Genomic DNA, 21,537 nt, shown 5'->3' with positions numbered 1-21,537 from the left:
GTCATTGTTCAGAAACGGGTAGAAAAACGATAACCCGTGCCGCGGACCGTCTGCACCATGCGATCGTGGCCGCTCAGTTCCAGTGCTTTTCGCAGGCGGCGGATATGTACGTCAACCGTCCGGTCTTCGACATACACGTTAGTTCCCCAGACGTTATTCAGCAACTGCTCGCGGCTGTACACGCGTTCCGGGTGGGTCATAAAGAAGTGCAGGAGTTTAAATTCGGTAGGCCCCATGTCGAGGGGATTTTCACCGGTCATCACGCGGTGAGAGGTAGGATCAAGGCTCAGCCCCTGCATTTCGATCACCTCTTCCACCGCCATCGGCGAAATACGGCGCATTACGGCTTTAATGCGGGCCACCAGCTCTTTGGGGGAGAACGGTTTGGTAATGTAATCGTCCGCGCCGGTCTCCAGACCACGCACGCGATCCTCTTCTTCTCCGCGCGCCGTGAGCATCACAACCGGTATATCGCGGGTCAACGCTTCACGCTTCAGGTGTTTGATAAACTGCAGTCCGGAGCCGCCGGGCAGCATCCAGTCCAGCAGAATCAGATCGGGCCAGGGTTCATTCAGCTGGTTCACTGCACTGTCATAATCTTCTGCTTCAACCGGCTGGAAGCCATTTTGTTCGAGCACGAAGCACACCATTTCACGAATTGGAGCTTCATCTTCTACGACCAGAATACGTCTCGCCATACTTTGCCCTGTCTTATCTTATTTACGTTACAAGTTTGTAATTCGGCGCCATTATGCGTCAGATTTATGACAGATTTATGAAAAACAGTACCACGTTAACGGGCAAACCGTTGTTTTATTACAGCGGTTATTTTCCCTTCTCTGAACGTTTATAATCCTGCTTTCTCTTTTTTGCCACGGATCAGCTATGCGCATACTTCACACCTCGGACTGGCATCTGGGTCAAAATTTTTACAGCAAAAGCCGTGCGGCTGAACATGAAGCGTTCCTGGGCTGGCTGCTGGAAACGGCCCGGACGCACGAGGTGGACGCGATTATTGTGGCGGGTGACATCTTTGATACCGGCTCGCCGCCGAGCTATGCGCGCGAGCTGTATAACCGCTTCGTGGTGAATCTGCAGCAAACCGGCTGTCATCTGGTGATCGTCGCCGGCAACCATGATTCCGTCGCAACGCTGAATGAATCCCGCGACATCCTGGCGTTTCTCAATACCACCGTCGTCGCCAGCGCCGGGCACGCCCCGCAGATCCTGAAAAAACGTGACGGGTCGCCCGGGGCGGTGCTGTGTCCGATACCGTTTTTACGTCCGCGCGACATCGTGCAAAGCCAGGCGGGGCTGTCGGGCGCGGAAAAGCAGCAACATTTATTGCAGGCCATCACCGACTATTACCACCAGCAGCACGCCGAAGCCTGTGCCCTGCGCGGTGACCAGTCGATTCCGGTGATTGCGACCGGGCACCTCACCACCGTCGGGGCCAGTAAAAGTGACGCCGTGCGTGACATCTATATCGGCACGCTGGATGCCTTTCCGGCGCAACACTTCCCGCCTGCCGACTACATTGCGCTCGGGCACATTCACCGGGCGCAGATCGTCGGCGGCTGCGAGCACATCCGCTACTGCGGCTCTCCCCTTTCGCTCAGCTTTGACGAAACGGGCAAAGCCAAATCCGTACATCTGGTGACCTTCTCCGACGGAAAACTCAGTGCCGTCGACACGCTGGAGGTGCCCGTAACTCAACCGCTGGCCGTGCTGAAAGGCGATCTCAATGCTATCACCGCCCAGCTGGAGCAGTGGCGCGGCGTCGAGCAAGATCCCCCCATCTGGCTGGACATCGAAATCACCACCGACGACTACCTGCACGATATGCAGCGAAAAATCCAGGCGCTGACCGAAGATTTGCCGGTTGAGGTCTTGCTGGTGCGCCGCAGTCGCGAGCAGCGCGAGAAAATCCTGTTAAGCGCTCAACGCGAAACGCTCAGTGAACTGGGGGTCGAAGAGGTGTTTGAACGCAGACTCTCGCAGGAGGAAATCGACGAGGCGAAGCGCGCAAGGCTCAGCGAACTGTTCAGCCATACCCTGCATGCGCTCAATGATGAGGAAGAAAACGCGTGAAAATTTTGAGCCTGCGACTGAAAAATCTTAACTCCCTCAAGGGCGAGTGGAAAATTGATTTTACCGCTGAGCCGTTTGCCAGCAACGGGCTGTTTGCCATCACCGGTGCGACCGGGGCAGGTAAAACCACCCTGCTCGACGCCATCTGTCTGGCGCTTTATCACGAAACGCCGCGCCTGAATAAGGTCTCCCAGGCGCAAAACGACCTGATGACGCGCGACACCGCCGAGTGCCTGGCGGAAGTGGAGTTCGAGGTAAAAGGCACCGCCTACCGCGCCTTCTGGAGCCAGAACCGCGCGCGCAACCAGCCGGACGGGAACCTTCAGGCGCCGCGCGTGGAGCTGGCGCGCTGCGAAGATGGCAAAATCCTTGCCGACAAAGTGACGGATAAGCTGGAGCAAACCGCCGCGCTCACCGGGCTGGACTACGGGCGCTTTACCCGCTCCATGCTGCTTTCTCAGGGGCAGTTTGCTGCCTTTCTCAACGCCAAACCGAGCGATCGCGCCGAGCTGCTGGAAGAGCTGACCGGCACCGAAATCTACGGTCAGATTTCCGCCATGGTGTTTGAGAAACACAAAGCCGCCCGCAGCGTGCTTGAAAAGTGCGAGGCGCAGGCGGCGGGCGTCGTGCTGTTGAGCGAAGAACAACAGCAGCAGTTACAGCAAAGTTTGCAGGCACTTACTGACGAAGAGAAAACCCTGCTGGAACAGCAGCAAAACCAACAGAAAGAGTTTCAGTGGCTTACGCGCCATGATGAGCTCGTGCGCGAGCAACAGCGCGTCACCGCAATGCAGCAGCAGGCGCAACAGGCGCTGACGGACGCTGCGCCTGAGCTGGCAAAACTGCAGCTTGCTCTCCCCGCCGCCCAGCTTCGGCCGCTTTGGGATCATCAGCAGGAGCAAACCGCGCGCCTGACGCAAACCCAGCAGCGAATTATCGAAGTAAATACTCGCTTACAGGCCAGAACCGCGCTGCGTTCGCGTATCCGCAATACCGCCCTGCGTGACCACGAGCAGCGACAGGCCGAACTGTCGGCGCTGGCGCAGTGGCTGGCGGAGCACGAGCGCTATCGTCTGTTAGGCCAGGAGATTGCAGGCTGGCGCGCCCAGTTCTCGCAGCTTAACCGCGATAAAACGCAGTTAGCCTCGCTTGCTGCGCGGATAGGTGAATTACGCAACAGGCTGGCTGCGATGCCGGAAAATGCGCTGACGCTGACGGCGGATGAGGTCAGCGCGGCCATGGAGCAGCAGTCCCGGTTACGCCCGCTGCGCCAGCAGCTGACGTCGCTGCATGCCCGCTATCAGCCGCTGCAAAAGCGCCTGCGCCAGAGCAGTGAAAGCGTGCAGAAGGCGCAGGCCGAACAAAGTAAGCTTAATGAAATACTGACGCTGCGCCGCCAGCAGTACAAAGAGAAAAACCAGCATTATCTCGATCTAAAAGCCCTGTGCGAAACCGAAGCAACAATTAAGAAGCTGGAGCATTACCGTTCCCAGCTTGAGGCGGGCAAACCCTGTCCGCTGTGCGGTTCCTGCGAACATCCGGCCGTTGAGCAATATCAGTCGCTTGAGCTGACGGATAACCAGCGCCGCCGTGATGCCCTGGAAAAAGAGGTCGCCGCCCTTAAAGAGGAAGGCCTGCTGGTGCTGGGACAGGTCAATGCCCTGACTCAACAGATCCAGCGCGAGACAGACGACGCGCAGACGCTTTCTCAGGAAGAGCAAGCGCTCACTAAAGAGTGGGTGGCGGCCTGCACGTCCCTGAACATTACCTTGAATATTCAGGACGATATCGCGCCATGGTTGAACGAACAGGAACTTTACGAGCGCCAGCTTTATCAGCTCAGTCAGCGTCTCACCCTGCAGAACCAGCTGAGCGAACAGGAAGCGCAGGAGCGGCAGTATCAGCAGCAGCTGGCGGCTACGCGGCAGGCGCTGGAGCATGCCCTGCTCGCGCTCTCACTTAACGCACCTGAAGAGGGTCAGGAAGCCGCCTGGCTTCAGGCCCGTGAAGCTGAATTCGCGCAGTGGCAGGAGAAACAAACGCAGCACGGCGTGCTTCAGGAACGTATAAACGCCCTGAAGCCACTGCTCGACGCGCTTCCGGCAACGAACAGCGAAGACGCCGAACCGGTTATCCCTGATAACTGGCGCGCCATCCACGACGAATGCGTGTCGCTGCAAAGCCAGCTGAGCGCGCAACAGCAGCAGGAAGCGCTGGAGCGAGAGCGCCTGCAGCAGTCGCAGACGCAGTTCACCGCGGCGCTCTCGGCGAGCTGCTTTGCCAACCAGGACGCCTTTCTTGCCGCCCTGCTGGATGATGATGCCATTCGCCACCTCGAACAGCGAAAGCAGTCGCTGGAAAACCAGATACAGCAGGCCGCGGCGCTGTGCGGGCAAGCGAACCAACAGCTACAGTCTCATCTGGCGCAGAGGCCGCAAGGGCTCAACGCCGATGTACCCACGCTGCAAAGCCAGCTGCAGCAGCTGGCGCAACAGCTGCGCGAGAACACCACGCATCAGGGCGAGATCCGCCAGCAGCTTAAGCAGGACAGCGATAACCGGCAGCACCAGCTGGCGTTGATGCAGCAAATTGAAGAGGCCGCGCGCCAGGCGGATGACTGGGGGTACCTGAACGCGCTGATCGGCTCCAGCACCGGCGACAAGTTCCGTAAGTTCGCCCAGGGGCTGACGCTGGACAATCTTGTCTGGCTTGCTAACCAGCAGCTTAACCGTCTGCACGGGCGTTATTTATTGCAGCGTAAGGCCAGCGACGCGCTGGAGCTGGAAGTGGTGGATACGTGGCAGGCGGATGCGGTCCGCGATACCCGCACCCTCTCCGGCGGCGAGAGCTTCCTGGTCAGCCTGGCGCTGGCGCTGGCGCTTTCCGACCTGGTAAGTCATAAAACGCGGATCGATTCGCTGTTCCTGGATGAAGGGTTCGGCACGCTCGACAGTGAGACGCTGGATACGGCGCTGGTTGCGCTCGACGCGCTGAACGCCACCGGGAAAACCATCGGCGTGATCAGCCACGTAGAGGCGATGAAAGAGCGTATTCCGGTGCAGATCAAAGTGAAGAAGATTAACGGGCTGGGGTATAGCAAGCTGGATAAAGAATTTGCCGTGCAGTAAAGGTCCACTCCACATGTAGGCCGGGTAAGGCGTAGCCGCCACCCGGCTTTTTTATTGTGGCTGCCTGAATTCGCCCGCTGGCGCTTCGCTTACCGGGCTTACAGAGCCGTTTATTCTGGCCACAGCCACGCCGCGCCGCGCACGCCGCTGGAGTCCCCGTGCAGCGCTTTGCGGATCGGGGTTTCACACTCGCCGCCGAAGACCCACTGCTTCACCAGGTTCGGCACCGTGGCGTACAGCCGATCGACGTTGCTCATGCCGCCGCCGAGCACTATCACGTCAGGATCGAGAATATTCACCACGTGGGCCAGCGATTTCGCCAGCCGCATTTCGTAGCGGCTAAGCGCCAGCTCCGCCACCGGGTCCTGCGCTTCGACCAGACGCATGATCTCGTTACCCTTGAGCGGCTGGCCGCTCAGGCGATGGTAGTCGGTCGCAAAACCAGTACCGGAGATAAACGTCTCAATACAGCCCTGTTTTCCGCAGTAGCATGGGACTTCAGTGCGGTATTTGAGTTCGTCTTCATCCATCCACGGCAGCGGGTTGTGTCCCCACTCGCCCGCCGTGCCGTTACCGCCGATATGGGCACGCCCGCCAAACGCCACGCCCGCGCCGCAGCCGGTACCGATGATCACCGCAAACACGGTCTGGGCACCGGCCGCCGCGCCGTCGATGGCCTCAGAGACGGCGAGGCAGTTAGCATCGTTGGCCAGACGCACTTCCCGGTTCAGGCGCGCGCTTAAATCTTTATCAAACGGCTGACCGTTGAGCCAGGTGGAGTTAGCATTTTTAACCACGCCGGTATACGGCGAGATCGACCCCGGGATCCCCATCCCGACGCTGCCGGTTTGTCCTGTGGCCTGCTCGGCCATCTCAACCAGCCTGGCAATGGTCTCGATCGTCTGGTGATAATCATCGCGCGGCGTAGGCAGACGGTGGCGGAACAGCTGTTCCCCCTGCTCGCTCAGTGCGATAACTTCTGTTTTGGTGCCGCCCAAATCAATGCCAATACGCACAAGACTCTCCTCATTATTTTGATTATCAACAGAGTAGAAGCACGCATCCCGATTAGCAATGCAAGCGATGCGACAATTCGTTATCATGCCCGCTGATTTAACGACAAGGCCGTGGAAATTATCATGCTGTGGTTCAAAAATTTGATGGTTTACCGTCTCAGCCGCGACGTTTCGCTGCGTGCAGAAGAGATGGAAAAACAGTTAGCCGCTTATACCTTTTCCCCTTGCGGTAGCCAGGATATGGCAAAAACCGGTTGGGTTCCGCCAATGGGTTCACAAAGCGATGCATTGACCCACGCCAGCAGCACGGGTCAAATCATCGTCTGCGCCCGTAAAGAAGAGAAGATTCTGCCCATGCCGGTGGTTAAGCAGGCGCTCGAGGCGAAAATTTTCAAGCTGGAAGCCGAGCAGGGCCGCAAGCTGAAAAAGACCGAAAAAGATTCGCTGAAAGACGAAGTGCTGCACTCTCTGCTGCCGCGCGCCTTCAGCCGCTTCAGCCAGACCATGATGTGGATCGACACCGTTAACGGGCTGATCATGGTGGACTGCGCCAGCGCCAAGAAAGCAGAAGATACGCTGGCCCTGCTGCGTAAGAGCATCGGCTCGTTACCGGTCGTTCCGCTGGCGCTGGAAACGCCAATTGAGTTAACGCTGACCGAATGGGTACGCAGCGGTGCTGCGGCACAGGGTTTCCAGATCCTTGATGAAGCCGAGCTGAAAGCCCTGCTGGAAGATGGCGGCGTGATCCGCGCGAAGAAGCAGGATCTGGTCAGCGACGAGATCGCCGTACACATTGAAGCGGGTAAAGTGGTCACCAAGCTGGCGCTCGACTGGCAGCAGCGCATCCAGTTCGTGATGTGCGACGACGGCTCCGTGAAGCGTCTGAAGTTCTGCGACGAGCTGCGCGATCAGAACGAAGATATCGACCGGGAAGATTACGCCCAGCGTTTTGACGCGGACTTCATCCTGATGACCGGCGAGCTGGCCGCGTTGATTCAGAATCTGGTGGAAGGTCTCGGCGGCGAAGCGCAGAGATAACGGGTAAAACGTAGGCCGGGTAAGCGTTAGCGCCACCCGGCTAATTTTTTATTTCAGGTAGCGGCACAGATAAGAGGTAGGCTCAGCCACCTGCAAATGAAATTCGCTGTGGCCAGGGACGTTGAAAACTTGCCCGGCAGCGTAAACTTTCCATTCCGTTTCACCTGGCAGCAGGACGTTCAGCGCGCCGCTGACCACCGTCATCTCTTCCGCTTCCGCCGTGCCAAAGGTGTATTCCCCTTCCGCCATTACGCCAACGCTGGCGCGGCCAGTGCTGCTGCTGGTAAAACCAATGGATTTCACTTTACCGGAAAAGTATTCGTTACTCTGAAGCATGAACTGGCCCTTATATTTTAGATAAAAATTCACTATAGGGGCCATGCTCATCACCTGTCACGCAAAATCATTACATGAGCAGTTCCGAGGCCAGGCGAGCCATCAGAACGTTGGATAACAGCACCGGCACATCCAGCGCTTTTTGTAGCAAATCACGATGATGCTGGTGGAAACCCAGGCAGTCCAGAATCAGGACATCGGCCCCTCTTTCCAGCAGTTCCTTCCCGGCAGCAATGAGTTTGGCCTCACTGTCCCAGAACGGATTGGCCAGCGCGTACAAGGGCACTTTTTCCAGCACGTGCCATTTTGCCTCCTGGTTATCCATGAGCTCCTCAATGGGGACAATCACCCCCACCTGATGACCATCCACGATGGAGGCCACCAGCGGCGGAATGATGCGCATCGGTTCCAGCAGAATCGCATTGCGCGCCATGAGCCCCTTAATGGGGGCCGTGCTCATCAGCAAAATAACGTCATAACCTTGATTATCGAGCACTTCTATTACACCCTGCAGCGAGCGCTCGATTTTCTGGCGTGAAACATGCGCCAGTTTACCGTCACTTAATAACGTCGCCAGGGGATCCTCCCCCGCCTCGACAGCGTAGTCCTCCATGACCTCTTCCCGACTCATCTTCCCCAGCAGGCTCAGATGCGTTATCTGTTGTTCAGATACATGCTCGGTTAAGAGCGGTAACACTTCGCTTACAGGGACCACACCAATGGTGAGGATCGCCAACGTTGCCTTCATCTTTATCGCCTTCCATTACTCCAACATCGTGCACACAGGTACAGGCTCACTACGCTGCACAGTTCATTTTTTCAACAAAACAGCACCAAGCGTAGCAGGTGATCCCGACATCGAAATGTAAAGATCGCCTGCCGATACCAGAGTTACTTGTAATAACTAAATATTAACTCCTGCTTAACTTTCACGATGAGTAAAAAGTGTGATTCAGGCACGATCCTGGAGCGTTTAGGAAAACATTCAGGTTTTGTCGGGATCTTCGTAGCGCCGTTTCGCATCCAGCGCTTCCTGTTCAGTCTCGTGTTCACTGATCAGCGAGTCCGGTTTTGGATGATCGGCACGCAGTTGATACCAGGTCACGGTATGACCCGTATGGCCTTTTTCAACGGTAACAATGCGCGCTTCACGCGGATAGGGAGGTCTGGTTGGCATAGCTCATCCTTTTTTTATGTCTGAGCTATAAGTATAGACGCCGCTTAGCTGGCACAAGCCAAACGCAGGGCGGTAATAATCTGAATCACAACGTCTTCGGGAGAGGCTGACGCATCCACCACGTGGTGAGCCGCTTCGCGGTATAACGCATCGCGTTCCGCCAGCACTTCACTCACCTCTTCGTTCAGCGGCCTGGAGGTTAGCGCAGGGCGTTGCCCCTCTTCCGGAAAGGCTTCCAGACGCCCAACCAGGGCCGACACCGGCGCGCTGAGGTAAATCACAATCCCCTTTTCGCGCATAAACTGACGATTACACTCCGCCAGAACAATGCCACCCCCGGTCGCAATCACCGCAGACGGGGTGATAACCGCTTTCAGCGTGGCCGTTTCGCGCGCGCGAAAGCTTTCCCATCCCTCTTGTTCAACAATCTCAGCGATGGTTTTTCCAGCCTCGGTTTGCAGCCAGTGGTCGGTATCCACAAACTGGCGATGACACACGCGTGCCAGCTCCAGGCCAACGGTGGTTTTCCCACAGCCGCGGGGGCCAACTAAAAAGATGGGTTGGGTCATAGCCAGGTGTTCCCCTTGATGCCGGATGGCTGAAGAGTGTAAAGAAATAATTGCAGAAGATGTTGCGATTACTTTACTGCAAAGCGGTACGGGATGACAACCCTGTGGAGGCCACACTGTACCACAAATTGACAATAATTATCATTACGCTGTACGGCGCTTCACTTCCAGCAGCCATTTATCCAGTTCGGCAGCAAACTGCTGGCGATCGCGCTGTGACAGGCTATCCGGCCCACCGGTCTGCACGCCGCTGGCCCGCATCGTATCCATAAAATCGCGCATAGTGAGCTTCTCGCGAATGGTCGACGGCGAGTATCGCTCTCCGCGCGGATTGAGCGCCGCCGCCCCTTTCTCCAGCACTTCGGCAGCCAGCGGAATATCCGCCGTGATCACCAGATCCTCCGCGCTGCACAGGCGGACAATTTCGTTATCCGCTACGTCAAACCCGGCCGGCACGCGTAAAGAGCGGATGAAGCGCGAAGGCGGTACGCGAATATTCTGGTTCGCCACCAGCGTCAGCGGCATCTGAACGCGCTCGGCGGCACGAAATAAAATCTCTTTAATCACATTCGGACACGCGTCCGCATCAACCCAAATCGCCATATTGTCTCCCCTTAATAACTCTGCCGACTATTGTCGCCTGCATTTCGTTGTTAAGCTATCAATCAGAGAAAACAACGCATAATGACGGAGAATCGTGATGGACAAGAAAATCGGGTTTATCGGCTGCGGTAACATGGGCAAAGCCATCCTGGGCGGTCTGATCGCCAGCGGGCAGGTGCTGCCGGGTCAGATTTGGGTCTATACCCCGTCACCGGACAAGGTCGCCGCGTTGCGCGATCAGTACGGGATCAACGCCGCCGAAAGCGCGCAGGAAGTGGCCCAGGTTGCCGATATCGTTTTTGGCGCCGTCAAGCCGAACATCATGATCAAAGTGCTGAGCGACATCACCTCCAGCCTGAATAAAGAGACGCTGGTGGTGTCGATTGCCGCGGGCGTCACGCTCGATCAGCTGGCGCGCGCGCTGGGCCACGACCGCAAAATCGTCCGTGCGATGCCAAACACCCCTTCACTGGTCAACGCCGGCATGACCTCCGTCACGCCTAACGCCCTGGTGACCTCAGAAGACGTGGCGGATGTACTGAACATTTTCCGCTGCTTCGGTGAAGCAGAAGTGATTGCCGAATCGATGATCCATCCGGTAGTCGGCGTCAGTGGTTCCGCGCCTGCGTATGTCTTCATGTTTTTAGAAGCGATGGCCGATGCCGCCGTGCTTGGCGGAATGCCGCGCGCCCAGGCGTATAAGTTCGCCGCGCAGGCCGTCATGGGCTCCGCCAAAATGGTGCTGGAGACCGGCAAACACCCGGGTGAGTTGAAAGATATGGTCTGCTCCCCTGGGGGTACCACCATCGAAGCAGTGCGGGTGCTGGAAGAGCGCGGATTCCGCTCGGCCGTCATTGAGGCCATGACAAAATGCATGGAAAAATCAGAGAAGCTGAGTAAATCCTGATCGTTTCAGTCGGGCGTCAGGCGGCCACTTCGGTGCGGCTGCGCCCGGCATTTTTCGCTCTGTACAGCGCCACGTCAGCCGCCTTTAACCATTCCCGATAATGTCCAAACTGCGGTCCCCAGGGGGCAACGCCTACGCTGATGCGCAGCGCCTCTTTTGGCGCGCACGGTAGCGACAGCGTTTCCAGCCGCTCATGCACCCGGGACATCACGGCGATCGCGCTTTCCGCCGCGGTCTGCGACATAATCACCGCAAACTCATCCCCGCCAAACCGGCCGATGGCATCACCTGACCGCACCGACATCTGGAGCTGGCGCGTAATGGCAATGATCGCCTCATCCCCCACAGCGTGCCCCCAGGTATCGTTGATATTTTTAAAGTGGTCGATATCAATCAGCAAAATCGTGGCGGTGCAGTGGTCACGGCGGCAATGCTCAAATTCATTTCGCAGCAGCATTTCCCAGTGGCGTCGATTAAAGACCCCGGTCATGCCGTCGCGGGTGCTCATCATTTCCAGCCGCTGCTTGTGCTCAGCAAGCCTGACGGCGGTGCGGTGGCTGAGCCAGGCAAACAGCATGGGATAAAGCACCAGCACCGGCAGCGTTAAGCCCCACTCCACCGGGTCGGGATTAAAGACGGCCACGCGGCCGACAAGCGGCAGCGTCACCAGCGCGGAGAGCAGGGTCAACAGGATCCCCGGAATAAACAGACGACAGCCCCCGGAGCCCATCATATTCATCCCTACCATCATCACCAGCGCCGCCGTGGGTAACGCGCTCATCCCCATCACGCCGATCCAGAGCCCGGCAATGATGGCATCGATCTTAAGATTGAATACTTCCTGCTGATGAGGTGATGCGGCCCGGCATGATAACTGCCAGGCGAAATGGGGCCAGACGAACGCCCAACCGACCAGTAAAAGCCACCAGCCTCCGGGTAAAAAATGGGTGACCAGCATTCCTGCAACCGGGAAAAACATCGCTGCCAGCCCCACGGCGCGCGCCAGCCGAACCCGCCGGGCAAACTGAATGCCGGCGCGGTGAGGGTCATCCTGAGAAAGGGTTAAATTCCACTCTTCCCGAATGCGCTTTTTGTTGTAATACGTTTCATCATTCATCATTTTTGGGAATATTCTGAAACATTTTCCCAAATTATAGAGAGGGGGTCTGCGGGGAAAGTATGAAATTTCGGGTGAGCCGCCGGAGCCGCTCACCCGTTCGAACTACACTTTTTTCTTCAGGCAGGCACTCATGAACTTGCTGCGGTCATCCCCTTTCAGAGACTGTTCGGTGGCCTTGGCATTACACTCGCGCATCTTTTGCTGCTGAGGCGTCAGGCTTTTTTCAGCTGGCTTCGAGGCGCCGTTTTTGAGGCAGTCGCTCATGTAGGTCTTGCGAGCATCGCCCTTCAGACTCTGAGACGTCGCCTGTTGATTACAGGTGGTCATACGCTGCTGCTGCGGCGTTAACGTTTTCTCTTCCGCGTTCGCCGAGGCGACCAGGAACAGGCCGGAGAGCAGAGTAACCAGTAATGTTGTTTTCATTGCACCATCCTTTTGTGAACATTCCCTGTAAGTCTGGTTCGTGACAGGAAAAAAACCACCCGGCAGATGTGATTTCCGCCGGGATTTTTATCATTTCAGACCCAGCGCCGCCTTCATGGTATAGAACAGATCCGTTTGATCCGTCAGGCCTACCACGTTTGCCGCGTGCGGGCCGTAGGCGGCAATGCGCAGCTGGGTGCCCGTGTGCTCCATGGACTCTTCTTCAGAGTTACCGTAGCTCATCACCATGACGGCACCATCTTTGGTGTTCAGCGCCTGCGTCAGGCCAGGGGCTTTGGTATCTGGCGGAATGATCTGGCTGGCGTGCGCGTGGTCCGCGGTGACGATCACCAGGGTGTTACCGTCTTTTTTCGCGAACGCGAGCGCCTTCTGCACCGCTTCGTCCAGATCGACGGTTTCGCCAATCTGACCGCACGGATTCGCCGCATGATCCTGCTTATCGATTGACGCGCCTTCTACCTGCAGGAAGAACCCTTTTTCGCTCTTGCTCAGCAGAGAGATCGCTTTATCGGTCATCGCCGCCAGCGTCGGTACGCTGTCCGTGCGTTTCAGGTTTGGCGTACAGGTCACCGCAGGCTTATCGATATTGCCGTGATACGAGGCTTTTGGACCTTCCCAGCGCACGGGCATGTTGCCGTCGGAGAACAGCCCCAACAGCGGCTTGTCCTGGTTCGCCTCGCTTATCGCCGCCAGAGCATTTGCGTCACTCACCAGCTGATAGCCGCGAGCCTGCGCCTGCTCGCGCAGCGTTTTGCCCTGCCATTCGCCCGCCGTCGCGGTTTCCGCGAAGGTTTTCGCGCCGCCGCCCAGCGTCACGTCAGGGCGTGCGTTCAGCAGTTGTTCCGTAATCGAGCCTTTCCCGCCTTTTTCCAGCGCATTTGTAGGGCATTTTTCGCTGGTCACTGACGGGCCGTAGCACTTACGCGAGGTGACGTGTGCCACCAGCGCCGCAGGCGTCGCATCCTGAAGTTCAGCGGTGGAGACGTTGCCGGTCGCCAGGCCCGCCGCTTTTGCCATCTCCAGAAGGGTTTGATGATCGTGTTCGTGAATATCCACGCCCAGCGCACCATTATAGGTTTTCACGCCGGTGGACCACGCCGTGGCAGAGGCCGCGGAATCCGTTACGTAATCCGGTTTACCGGTTTTTTTATCCAGCGCGTAGTGGGTATATTGTCCGGTCAGCGGTAAGGCATCGATACCTTTAAAAAAGCCGCCCGCTCCCTCGGCATAATTTCGCGCCGCCGTGATTTCGGAATCGCCCATACCATCGCCAATCAGCAGAATAATATTTTTTGCCGGCTTCTCATTCAGCGAAGCGCGAATAGCGGCCGTTTGATCTTCTGATAAACGGCGCGCGCCGCCAGGCTGGGTGATATCCCCTTTTGCCGCACGATTATCCAGCACGCTGGTTTGCGTCGTATCTGCATAAATGGCAGGGGTAATTAACAGGGGAAGTAATGCAATGAAAAGTGCGCTCTGTTTCAATTTATTTTCTCCATGTACAAATACATAAAAATAAAAACAGAGCGACTATAGGCATCCTGCATGACAATTCTATGACACGTCGTTACGTCCTGTGACGGTTTAGCTGCGCGGATGCCTTAACAGCTTCTTTACGTACTGGTGAAGCATCTCCGCATCCTCAACCGGTACCTGCGATTCAGGCCTGACGCTCTCCAGCGCGCCTTCCACGCTCTCAATCAACGCCTGCTGATCGGTTTTCGCCATTTGTCGCAGCAACGCGGTGACCACAATCTCAAGCGCTTCGACCTGAGCCACCAGCTCTTTTGACTCTTCTTCCTTTTGTGCCAGCTTGACCAGCAATTCAGCAATGAGGTTTTTCATCGTGCCAGTTCCTTTTCAGTTTTGTCTGACGTTATCACTCTGAATCCCTATTGCAAAGAGAAGAAATTAATTATGGTATGCAAAAGTGACACAGGAACGGAAATAAAGAGGTAGCGTCGTGAGCGAAACGTTTTTCTAAAAAAAGACGCCGCATTTTGTTATATAAAAATGCGGCTACCATAAGAATATATAATACATCCACTAAAGTGTTATCTCGCCGATTTGGCCTCTGCCATTTGTCTGCGGCGTCGCAGCGCAATAGCCAGCTGGATAATATTGATTAAAACAACAATCGCTGTCGCCGCAAATACCCAACGAAAACCGGCCATTGCGGAAACGGATGCACCAATAAGCGGACCGGCAACATTCCCCAGATACATAAATGACTGGTTATATCCAAAAATTCGCCCCGTCACCTGGTCGCTGGAATATTTGACCAGCAGGGTCTGTACCGCAGGCAACATGGCGCCGTCAGCAAAGCCGAGCAGAAATCGCAATATGCCAAGCTGAAGCGGAGAAGTGACAAACGACATCGCGAAGAAGAGCACCACCGCAAAGATCAGCGTCGCCATCAGGATGCGCGCCGTGCCGATCCTGTCCCCCAGTTTACCCAGACGCGGCGCGGAAATCAGGGCGGATACGCCCGGCACGGCGGCAATCATGCCGCTCAGAAAAGCGATATTCGTGCTCTCCGGCTCCATCGACTTGATAAACAGCGCCAGAATCGGACCGACCGAACCGTTGCAGAGCTGGATCACCATGGTGGTCACAAACAGGCTAATCATCAGCCCCGGATAAGGCAGAGAGGCGAAAACGGCCTTGCCGCTGAGGCGTTCAGATTTACTGATAACCGGGCGGCCCCCTTCTTTAATCAGAAAGAGCGTGACCAGAAAACTGACCACCAGCAGGATCGCGGTGATAATAAATACCGCGCGCAGCCCGACGTGGTCCGCCAGAAAGCCCCCCAGCAGCGGCCCGCCGATGACGCCGCTGATCTGTGCCGTGGAGAGCGTACTCAGCGCCCAGCCGCTACGCTCGCGCGGCACCTGAGAGGCGACCAGCGCCATGGCGTTTGGAATATACCCGGACGTCAACCCCATCACCGCCCGCAGGAAAAACAGCTGCCAGACGTTGGTGGCGAAGGCCTGCAGCAGAATGGCAATCGCCATCCCGAGCGAGGCGCGGAGCAGCATCAGTTTACGGCCTTTTCGATCTGCCAGGCTGCCCCACATCGGTGACACAATGGCGGAGACCAGAAACGTGACGCTGAACGTCAGACCGGACCACATGGAAAGCGCTTCATGCGAGGTCACCCCCAGCTGCGACACGTACAGCGGCAGGAACGGTAAAATCTGGCTGATGGCCAGCCCGGTAAAGAAGCAACCGAACCAGACCGAGATAAGATTAACTTTCCAGGATTCCATAACGAAATAGTCTTCATTTTTAGGCGAATTCGCCGACAGATTAGCAAGTTACGCGTGTCAACGTCGCACCAGAGATGCGGCCCGACAGACTTTGGTGTTTTATCTTCCCAGTCATCATATTTGTGAAATAAGTCACAATTCATCCATTTTCTGGCGGAATATTATGCTTTACCGGCAGAGGCCAAAACCGCGCATTCCCAGATGAAAATGGTTAGCATGCGCCGCGTTATACTCCGGTCCCAGGCCGTTCCCGTAGTAGCCACAGCTCGCCGCCAGCATGGCCTTCAGCCAGGGCTGCGTTGTTGTCGCCTTCCAGCCATTCAGCACCGTGACGCGTTCACCGTTCGCCAGACGAAAAGCGGCAATATCCAGCGCCTCCGCCGTGGCATGTTCACTGCGACGCGCGTCAGGGCGGTGATAAATATTGCGGCAGGCAAAGCTGCCAAGGTGGTCGATACGCGCGAGCTCGCTGCCCGTATAGCGTTTTGTCAGCGGCCGGGCCTGCTGGCTGATAAAGAGGGCTGAGCTGAGCGCCAGCGGGCAGCTGGCAAGAAAGCTGCTGTTCAGGCCGACAGGGCCGAAGTCACGCACGCGCACGACGTTGTTAAGGGGACACGCGCCGCCGCTGTCCGCTACCGGCTGGGTGCGGATGAGATCGCGTTGATTAGCCTGTAACAGCAGGCTCGCGCACGCCTGGGGAGTTAAACGCCGAAGCTTATACTGAGTGATTCGGCCTGGCGGATCGTCAAGCGTCAGCGGCGTGAAAGGGTTGTAGTAAGTCGGCAACCAGCGGTAACCCAGCGTTGCGATGGTCAAAATGATAAATCCGGTCAGCAGCGTTTTTCCTCTCACTCTCCCCCCTCAACATTCCCCAAAACATTATGGCAGAAGGCCGCGAAACCCGCTGGGCATCGTGGTATGTTATTGGCTTTTCGTCAGACTGGAAGAGAATGAGATGGCTAAGCAGCGCGTAGGTATTGTCTTTGGGGGAAAATCAGCGGAGCACGAAGTGTCATTGCAATCGGCTAAAAATATCGTTGATGCGATCGATAAAAGCCGTTTCGACGTGGTGCTGCTGGGCATTGATAAACAGGGCCAGTGGCACGTTAACGATGCCAGCCAGTATCTGCTCAATGCTCACGATCCGGCACACATCGCCCTAAATCCTTCAGAAGTGAGCGTCGCCACCGTACCCGGCGTCGTGAAGGGGCAGCTTATCGACGCCGGCAATGCGCAGGCTCTCGCCCAGATCGACGTCGTCTTCCCTATCGTTCACGGTACCCTGGGGGAAGATGGTTCCCTGCAGGGAATGCTGCGCATGGCCAACCTGCCGTTCGTCGGCTCGGATGTCCTCGGCTCTGCCGCCTGCATGGACAAAGACGTGACCAAACGCCTGCTGCGCGATGCCGGGCTGAATATTGCCCCGTTCGTTACGCTCACCCGCGCCAACCGCGACAAACACACCTTCGCGCAAATTAGCGAAGAGCTGGGTCTGCCGCTGTTTGTGAAGCCAGCAAACCAGGGCTCATCCGTGGGCGTCAGCAAAGTGACCAGCGAAGCTGAGTTCACACAAGCCGTCCGACTGGCGTTTGAGTTCGACCATAAAGTGGTGGTTGAGCAGGGCATCAAAGGCCGTGAAATTGAGTGCGCCGTGCTGGGCAACGATTTTCCACAGGCGAGCACCTGCGGCGAAGTGGTGTTAAACAGCGACTTCTACTCGTACGACACCAAATACATTGATGATAAAGGCGCGCAGGTTGTCGTGCCTGCGGATCTCGATCCGGCGGTTAACGATAAGATCCGGGCGATCGCCATTCGCGCTTATCAGACGCTCGGCTGCTGCGGCATGGCGCGCGTGGATGTGTTCCTGACGGCGGAAAACGAGGTGGTGATCAATGAAATTAACACGCTGCCGGGGTTCACTAACATCAGCATGTATCCGAAGCTGTGGCAGGCGAGCGGCCTGAGCTACCCGGAATTGATCACCCGCCTGATCGAACTCGCGCTGGAGCGTCACGCCGCCGACAGCGCGCTTAAAAGTTCCGTAAACGGTTAATCGGCGCCCTTCGCCGACTCTGCCTCATCCGCTGTCGTCTCTTCAGGACGGCGGCGGATAATCAACCCCGCCAGCCAGAAACTGATAACCCAGGTCACCAGCCCAACGGCATAGGTTTGCCAGCCTTTTGCCTCAAACCCCAGCAGGCCCACGACACCGTTAAGAATAAAGATCAGCCCGATAGCGAAGGCGTAGTAGTGCCAGTCACGGCGTAGTTTGGACGTGAGCTTCATAACAACTCCGGCAGGAAAAAAAGACATCCTCTCACAGTTTTACGACCAGGTCTGTGGCAGATACGGAAATTCTGAAACGCGACGCAATTTCACTTAAGTTAATAAATTGTGACGTGCTGCAGAAATCAACAATCCAGGAGGATTCCGTCGCGTAAATTACCACGATTCTGATATTGACAAATGCGATGACCTGTCAAACTCACCCTGTACGAAGCGTATTAACAGAGCGATTTATCCGGAGGTCATCATGGCTGACTTTACATTGTCGAAACCGATTTTTGGCGGAAAACCAAAAACCTCCACGGCGGGTAATATCGCGTATGCCCTGTTTGTCCTGTTCTGCTTCTGGGCTGGCTCGCAGCTGCTCAATATGCTGGTCCATGCGCCTGGCGTTTATGAACACCTGATGCAGGTGCAGGATAACGGACGCCCGCGAGTTGAGATTGGTTTTGGCGTCAGCACCCTTTTCGGCCTGATTCCCTTCCTCGCGGGATGTATGATTCTGGGCGTTGTGGCATTAGTGCTGCGCTTTCGCCGCCGCCGTTAAAGCCCCATACAGCGAGCCCGGCGATCGTCCACGCGTTTTGCGAACCACGCGGTGGTCAGGTTACGCGTGATCTTCGGGCTTTCCAGCTGAATACCCGGCAGGATAGCCCTCGGTAACGTTTTCCCGCTTTTCTGCTCTGCGAGCGCAAACACCTTCTTGTACAGATCCGTTTTCTCAAAGGCCAGGCTGTCGCCTTTCTCAAGCTGACGGCGAATGTCGCTGTTGCTCAAGCCAAGCGTTGTCGATAATTTCCGTACGGCAAGCTCGGTGCTTCCCGCCTCGCTGCTGCCGTAAGCGATGAGATCGCCGTCAAGCGCCAGCTTAACGCCGCTTGCGCGGCTGACCGCACTCTGGAATGCCGCATTACGGCTGGCATACCAGCCAGCGTTAAAGTCGGCAAAGCGATACAGCGGCTCATCGTAGTTCGCCGGGTAGTTCAACAGGTGATACGTGCCGAACCACAGTCCGCCGCGCAGGGAGAAGACCTCCTGGCGCACCGTACCGTCGATTTTCCACGGATAGCCGTCGGTGTGTTTCTCCGCGAACGCGATGCTTACCTGCATTGGGCCACCGGTATGGACCGGATTCAGTGAGCCAAACAGCTTCTGCCCCATTGGGACCATGCTGATGAAATCATCAAAGATGGCGCTAAGCTGTTTTTCGGTTTTCACCGTATCCAGCCGTTCGCTGTAGCTTTTGCCGTTCGGCGAGGTGATTTTAAGCGCGGTATGCACGAGGAACACCGGGATATGCATGGACTCCGCGCGGCGGTCGATCTCTTTCCAGGCGATTTTATTCAGCCCCGGCACAGCCGGATCTGACTGGTACATCGACTCCTGCTGTGCCACCGCCAGCACCGAACAGATGTTCTCCTCGGTCGGCGCGATCTTTTGGCTTTCAAAGGTTTTTGCCAGCGCGTCTGCCCACGCATTGCGATCTTTCACGCTGGCGGGCATTTTCTGCCGCACAACGCTCGCCACATCAACGGGCTTCTCGCCCTTTTTGAGCGGAGCGGCCCCCTTTTCGGCACAGCCTGCCAGCACAAAAGCGGCCAGAATGGTCAACGGTAACGCGCGCGGTACGGCAAAAGGCATAGCAACGTCCTGTATTAGCTAAATGTGTTAGTGACTTCCTGCAGGTCACGATCGTCCAACTCGCGTTCAAAGCTGCGCAGACGTTTGTAGATGGACATCAGTTCCACCAGCGTGGTCCAGGAGCTGATCAGGTACTGGAATGAACTTCTGACCTGATCGAAAACGTTAGTAATTTGGGTCATCAGTCCCAGGGTAATTGTCCCTGCAACAATTGACGGGAACAACAGGACTATTCCAAAAACAGTATCGGCCTGAAGATATAAAATACGAGCGATGTTGAAATACATGTAGTGGAAGTAGAGCTTAAAGTAGTTAAAACGGACGTTCTGAAATAACTCTTTTACCGTTGGTGGCGCAGCTCGTGATGGGTCATCCTCACCGTAAACAAGTTCTTTACGGTAAGCCGCTTCCACGCGCTGATTTTTAAATTGTAACCCAGGCAATTTGATCCCCACCACAGCAAGAAGCCCCGTTCCCATAAGAGACCAGACCAGTGCGGCAATAACCAAACCATAGGGTAAATGACCAACAATTGGAAGTTCAGGCACATGGGGTGAAAGTGCAATCAGAATCGGTAAAAAAGCGATAAGTTTCATCACAGCATTAAGCAAGCTGACCCCCATGTCCTCCAGCGTTGAGGCAAAACGCATGGTGTCTTCCTGCACACGCTGTGCAGCACCTTCGATGTGCCGCAGTCGTTGCCAATTTGCCATGTAATATTCGTTCATAGCTGTACGCCAACGGAAAACGTAATGGCTAACGAAGAAATTGTTCAGCACTGCCACTGTTACTGCAATCATGGCAATGCCGGTAAAACTAACGAGACTGGCATAGAGTTCACCAATCGGAACCTTATTCGGGGCGCTTAGCGCTTTTTGGATCAAATCGTAGAAGGGTGCATACCATGCATTAATTGCAACGCTCACTTCCACCATGAACCAGGTAACGAAAATGATCAGTGCAGATCCCAAAATCGACCAAAACTGCCAACGATGCGGAGAATACTTGAACCAGAAGAGTGCAAACAGCCCCACACATACCGTGTAGTAGGCATAAAATACGATAAAACTCAGCGACCAGAAGCGCGCTGCGCTAATCGGCACCTCGCCTGTCGCCCCCGTGATGCGCGTCAGCCATGCGCCGCCGCCCGCCTGCCAGAAAATGACAGCGATCAGTGCCCAAATAAATGCCGACAGGAAAAAAGGCCCCGGCTTTGGGAAAAAAGACTTAAACATAATGCTTCCTTCTTGTTGTTATGGCTGTTGCTGTGTACAACACGTCACCACACGAAAACCTGTCCGAGCCAGCCTCCCGGCTCCGGCAAAAAGGTCAGACCCGAGCGTTAATTATTAGTTCGCTTTCCAGTTTTCAAGAATTGTTTCGGTGCGTTTCACTGCGAGAGGATTCGCCGGCGCAATGAAGTTACGCCAGACGTCGTTGTGATGGTTAATCAGAATCTGTGCTTCAGCAGCCGGGCGGTTGGATGTGGTATGGGCATCTTCCGCCACGGTGATGTGATAACCCCGGCTAACGCCGTTCTTGATCGTCGCATCGACGCAGTAATCGGTGGCGCAGCCGCAGATGACAAACTCGCGAATGCCCTGCTCCCGCAGCAGCGTCTCAAGCCCGGTGTTATAGAAGGCATCACAGGCCGTTTTGGTCACGTAAAGCGCGTCAGCAGGCTGATGGAGTTCAGGCAGTAGCGCAAACCCTGCACTCCCCTCTTCCAGCCCCCCGGCCTCGGTGTGCTGTATAAAAATCACCGTGTCGGCTGCCTGCGTAAGCTGGTTGATCAGAGAGACACACTTTTCGCGCTGATGACGAGGGGTTTCAAACACCCCGTTCTGCATATCGACAACCATAACCACACGCTTTTCAGACATACCGTTCTCCGTAAGATTGAGTGACA

Annotated in this window: 23 protein-coding genes; 6 read left to right on the top strand and 17 right to left on the bottom strand. The window is 56.1% G+C overall.

Annotation, left to right across the window (positions count from 1 at the left end; translation table 11 throughout):
• Nucleotides 1–8: 8 nt before the first annotated feature.
• The gene (phoB, locus tag LJA86_RS00475; RefSeq protein ID WP_008503265.1) at nucleotides 9–698 is read right to left on the bottom strand and encodes a phosphate response regulator transcription factor PhoB; all 690 of its coding nucleotides are present in this window, start codon (nucleotides 696–698) and stop codon (nucleotides 9–11) included.
• Nucleotides 699–885: 187 nt separating this feature from the next.
• Here phoB and sbcD point away from each other — a divergent pair, with 187 nt between their 5' ends.
• Both sbcD and sbcC read left to right on the top strand, forming a co-directional pair.
• A complete protein-coding gene (sbcD, locus tag LJA86_RS00470; protein WP_047745440.1) occupies nucleotides 886–2,091 on the top strand; it encodes an exonuclease subunit SbcD in 1,206 nt (401 codons plus the stop codon).
• Nucleotides 2,088–5,219: an exonuclease subunit SbcC gene (gene sbcC, locus LJA86_RS00465; protein WP_229225313.1), complete on the top strand. Its 3,132-nt coding sequence runs from the start codon at nucleotides 2,088–2,090 to the stop codon at nucleotides 5,217–5,219. Before sbcD ends, sbcC begins: the two co-directional genes overlap by 4 nt.
• 110 nt (nucleotides 5,220–5,329) lie before the next feature.
• On the opposite strand, the gene mak is transcribed toward sbcC, so the two are convergent.
• Nucleotides 5,330–6,235, bottom strand: coding sequence for a fructokinase (mak, locus tag LJA86_RS00460; RefSeq protein ID WP_048225853.1), 906 nt, complete (start codon nucleotides 6,233–6,235; stop codon nucleotides 5,330–5,332).
• Nucleotides 6,236–6,358: 123 nt separating this feature from the next.
• On the opposite strand from mak, the gene rdgC reads away from it, so the two are divergent.
• Nucleotides 6,359–7,273 (top strand): recombination-associated protein RdgC, encoded by a 915-nt coding sequence (gene rdgC / locus LJA86_RS00455; protein ID WP_229225312.1) that lies wholly within the window; start codon nucleotides 6,359–6,361, stop codon nucleotides 7,271–7,273.
• 48 nt (nucleotides 7,274–7,321) lie between these two features.
• Here rdgC and ppnP read toward each other — a convergent pair whose 3' ends face one another.
• The 5 genes from ppnP to LJA86_RS00430 all read right to left on the bottom strand — a co-directional run bounded on the left by ppnP (nucleotide 7,322) and on the right by LJA86_RS00430 (nucleotide 9,958).
• Entirely contained in the window at nucleotides 7,322–7,609 is a 288-nt protein-coding gene (gene ppnP / locus LJA86_RS00450; RefSeq protein WP_008503270.1) for a pyrimidine/purine nucleoside phosphorylase, read from the bottom strand.
• 70 nt (nucleotides 7,610–7,679) lie between these two features.
• Nucleotides 7,680–8,357, bottom strand: coding sequence for an AroM family protein (locus LJA86_RS00445; RefSeq protein ID WP_045909804.1), 678 nt, complete (start codon nucleotides 8,355–8,357; stop codon nucleotides 7,680–7,682).
• Between the two features lie 237 nt (nucleotides 8,358–8,594).
• Nucleotides 8,595–8,786 (bottom strand): protein YaiA, encoded by a 192-nt coding sequence (gene yaiA / locus LJA86_RS00440; protein WP_032661588.1) that lies wholly within the window; start codon nucleotides 8,784–8,786, stop codon nucleotides 8,595–8,597.
• A 44-nt stretch (nucleotides 8,787–8,830) separates the two neighbouring features.
• Nucleotides 8,831–9,355, bottom strand: coding sequence for a shikimate kinase AroL (gene aroL, locus LJA86_RS00435; protein ID WP_229225309.1), 525 nt, complete (start codon nucleotides 9,353–9,355; stop codon nucleotides 8,831–8,833).
• Nucleotides 9,356–9,499: 144 nt separating this feature from the next.
• Nucleotides 9,500–9,958 (bottom strand): YaiI/YqxD family protein, encoded by a 459-nt coding sequence (locus LJA86_RS00430; protein WP_010428006.1) that lies wholly within the window; start codon nucleotides 9,956–9,958, stop codon nucleotides 9,500–9,502.
• A gap of 97 nt (nucleotides 9,959–10,055) precedes the next feature.
• Here LJA86_RS00430 and proC point away from each other — a divergent pair, with 97 nt between their 5' ends.
• Nucleotides 10,056–10,865: a pyrroline-5-carboxylate reductase gene (gene proC, locus LJA86_RS00425; protein ID WP_032656527.1), complete on the top strand. Its 810-nt coding sequence runs from the start codon at nucleotides 10,056–10,058 to the stop codon at nucleotides 10,863–10,865.
• 16 nt (nucleotides 10,866–10,881) lie between these two features.
• Here the strand turns inward: proC and adrA are convergent, their stop codons facing one another.
• The 6 genes from adrA to LJA86_RS00395 form a co-directional block, all read right to left on the bottom strand.
• A complete protein-coding gene (adrA, locus tag LJA86_RS00420) occupies nucleotides 10,882–11,985 on the bottom strand; it encodes a diguanylate cyclase AdrA (RefSeq protein WP_045909806.1) in 1,104 nt (367 codons plus the stop codon).
• Between the two features lie 102 nt (nucleotides 11,986–12,087).
• Nucleotides 12,088–12,408 carry a phosphate starvation-inducible protein PsiF gene (psiF, locus tag LJA86_RS00415; RefSeq protein ID WP_008503278.1) on the bottom strand — a complete coding sequence of 107 codons (321 nt, stop codon included), beginning with the start codon at nucleotides 12,406–12,408 and terminating at the stop codon, nucleotides 12,088–12,090.
• 90 nt (nucleotides 12,409–12,498) lie between these two features.
• Nucleotides 12,499–13,914, bottom strand: a complete 1,416-nt coding sequence (phoA, locus tag LJA86_RS00410) for an alkaline phosphatase (protein ID WP_229225307.1) — start codon at nucleotides 13,912–13,914, stop codon at nucleotides 12,499–12,501.
• 99 nt (nucleotides 13,915–14,013) lie between these two features.
• Nucleotides 14,014–14,274 (bottom strand): anti-adapter protein IraP, encoded by a 261-nt coding sequence (gene iraP, locus LJA86_RS00405; RefSeq protein ID WP_023293178.1) that lies wholly within the window; start codon nucleotides 14,272–14,274, stop codon nucleotides 14,014–14,016.
• Between the two features lie 209 nt (nucleotides 14,275–14,483).
• The gene (locus LJA86_RS00400; protein ID WP_048030063.1) at nucleotides 14,484–15,698 is read right to left on the bottom strand and encodes a multidrug efflux MFS transporter; all 1,215 of its coding nucleotides are present in this window, start codon (nucleotides 15,696–15,698) and stop codon (nucleotides 14,484–14,486) included.
• Nucleotides 15,699–15,866: 168 nt separating this feature from the next.
• Entirely contained in the window at nucleotides 15,867–16,550 is a 684-nt protein-coding gene (locus LJA86_RS00395; RefSeq protein ID WP_229225305.1) for an extensin family protein, read from the bottom strand.
• Between the two features lie 103 nt (nucleotides 16,551–16,653).
• On the opposite strand from LJA86_RS00395, the gene ddlA reads away from it, so the two are divergent.
• Complete coding sequence (ddlA, locus tag LJA86_RS00390) at nucleotides 16,654–17,754, top strand: D-alanine--D-alanine ligase (RefSeq protein WP_229225303.1); 1,101 nt, start codon at nucleotides 16,654–16,656, stop codon at nucleotides 17,752–17,754.
• Here ddlA and LJA86_RS00385 read toward each other — a convergent pair.
• Nucleotides 17,751–17,987 (bottom strand): DUF2754 domain-containing protein, encoded by a 237-nt coding sequence (locus LJA86_RS00385; RefSeq protein WP_032656524.1) that lies wholly within the window; start codon nucleotides 17,985–17,987, stop codon nucleotides 17,751–17,753. The two genes, ddlA and LJA86_RS00385, sit on opposite strands and share 4 nt — an antisense overlap.
• Nucleotides 17,988–18,234: 247 nt before the next feature.
• Here LJA86_RS00385 and LJA86_RS00380 point away from each other — a divergent pair, with 247 nt between their 5' ends.
• Complete coding sequence (locus LJA86_RS00380) at nucleotides 18,235–18,534, top strand: DUF2755 family protein (protein ID WP_008503287.1); 300 nt, start codon at nucleotides 18,235–18,237, stop codon at nucleotides 18,532–18,534.
• Here LJA86_RS00380 and LJA86_RS00375 read toward each other — a convergent pair.
• The 3 genes from LJA86_RS00375 to LJA86_RS00365 form a co-directional block, all read right to left on the bottom strand.
• A complete protein-coding gene (locus LJA86_RS00375; protein ID WP_032674238.1) occupies nucleotides 18,531–19,628 on the bottom strand; it encodes a DUF1615 domain-containing protein in 1,098 nt (365 codons plus the stop codon). The two genes, LJA86_RS00380 and LJA86_RS00375, sit on opposite strands and share 4 nt — an antisense overlap.
• A gap of 14 nt (nucleotides 19,629–19,642) precedes the next feature.
• On the bottom strand, nucleotides 19,643–20,863 hold the full coding sequence (gene sbmA, locus LJA86_RS00370; protein ID WP_025912609.1) for a peptide antibiotic transporter SbmA: 1,221 nt from the start codon (nucleotides 20,861–20,863) through the stop codon (nucleotides 19,643–19,645).
• A 114-nt stretch (nucleotides 20,864–20,977) separates the two neighbouring features.
• Nucleotides 20,978–21,511, bottom strand: a complete 534-nt coding sequence (locus LJA86_RS00365; protein WP_069720216.1) for an isochorismatase family protein — start codon at nucleotides 21,509–21,511, stop codon at nucleotides 20,978–20,980.
• Nucleotides 21,512–21,537 lie beyond the last annotated feature (26 nt).

This window comes from Enterobacter sp. TCD1-1, from assembly GCF_020567405.1.
GTDB classification, from domain to species: domain Bacteria; phylum Pseudomonadota; class Gammaproteobacteria; order Enterobacterales; family Enterobacteriaceae; genus Enterobacter; species Enterobacter quasiroggenkampii.
This window is presented reverse-complemented; position numbering and strand designations above follow the sequence as displayed.

Excerpts from the sequence above, each read along its gene's own strand:
- phoB (WP_008503265.1), bottom strand. The coding sequence starts at position 698 with ATGGCGAGACGTATTCTGGTCGTAGAAGATGAAGCTCCAATTCGTGAA.
- sbcD (WP_047745440.1), top strand. The coding sequence starts at position 886 with ATGCGCATACTTCACACCTCGGACTGGCATCTGGGTCAAAATTTTTAC.
- rdgC (WP_229225312.1), top strand. The coding sequence starts at position 6,359 with ATGCTGTGGTTCAAAAATTTGATGGTTTACCGTCTCAGCCGCGACGTT.
- ppnP (WP_008503270.1), bottom strand. The coding sequence starts at position 7,609 with ATGCTTCAGAGTAACGAATACTTTTCCGGTAAAGTGAAATCCATTGGT.
- LJA86_RS00445 (WP_045909804.1), bottom strand. The coding sequence starts at position 8,357 with ATGAAGGCAACGTTGGCGATCCTCACCATTGGTGTGGTCCCTGTAAGC.
- yaiA (WP_032661588.1), bottom strand. The coding sequence starts at position 8,786 with ATGCCAACCAGACCTCCCTATCCGCGTGAAGCGCGCATTGTTACCGTT.
- aroL (WP_229225309.1), bottom strand. The coding sequence starts at position 9,355 with ATGACCCAACCCATCTTTTTAGTTGGCCCCCGCGGCTGTGGGAAAACC.
- LJA86_RS00430 (WP_010428006.1), bottom strand. The coding sequence starts at position 9,958 with ATGGCGATTTGGGTTGATGCGGACGCGTGTCCGAATGTGATTAAAGAG.
- proC (WP_032656527.1), top strand. The coding sequence starts at position 10,056 with ATGGACAAGAAAATCGGGTTTATCGGCTGCGGTAACATGGGCAAAGCC.
- adrA (WP_045909806.1), bottom strand. The coding sequence starts at position 11,985 with ATGATGAATGATGAAACGTATTACAACAAAAAGCGCATTCGGGAAGAG.
- psiF (WP_008503278.1), bottom strand. The coding sequence starts at position 12,408 with ATGAAAACAACATTACTGGTTACTCTGCTCTCCGGCCTGTTCCTGGTC.
- iraP (WP_023293178.1), bottom strand. The coding sequence starts at position 14,274 with ATGAAAAACCTCATTGCTGAATTGCTGGTCAAGCTGGCACAAAAGGAA.
- LJA86_RS00400 (WP_048030063.1), bottom strand. The coding sequence starts at position 15,698 with ATGGAATCCTGGAAAGTTAATCTTATCTCGGTCTGGTTCGGTTGCTTC.
- ddlA (WP_229225303.1), top strand. The coding sequence starts at position 16,654 with ATGGCTAAGCAGCGCGTAGGTATTGTCTTTGGGGGAAAATCAGCGGAG.
- LJA86_RS00385 (WP_032656524.1), bottom strand. The coding sequence starts at position 17,987 with ATGAAGCTCACGTCCAAACTACGCCGTGACTGGCACTACTACGCCTTC.
- LJA86_RS00380 (WP_008503287.1), top strand. The coding sequence starts at position 18,235 with ATGGCTGACTTTACATTGTCGAAACCGATTTTTGGCGGAAAACCAAAA.
- LJA86_RS00375 (WP_032674238.1), bottom strand. The coding sequence starts at position 19,628 with ATGCCTTTTGCCGTACCGCGCGCGTTACCGTTGACCATTCTGGCCGCT.
- sbmA (WP_025912609.1), bottom strand. The coding sequence starts at position 20,863 with ATGTTTAAGTCTTTTTTCCCAAAGCCGGGGCCTTTTTTCCTGTCGGCA.
- LJA86_RS00365 (WP_069720216.1), bottom strand. The coding sequence starts at position 21,511 with ATGTCTGAAAAGCGTGTGGTTATGGTTGTCGATATGCAGAACGGGGTG.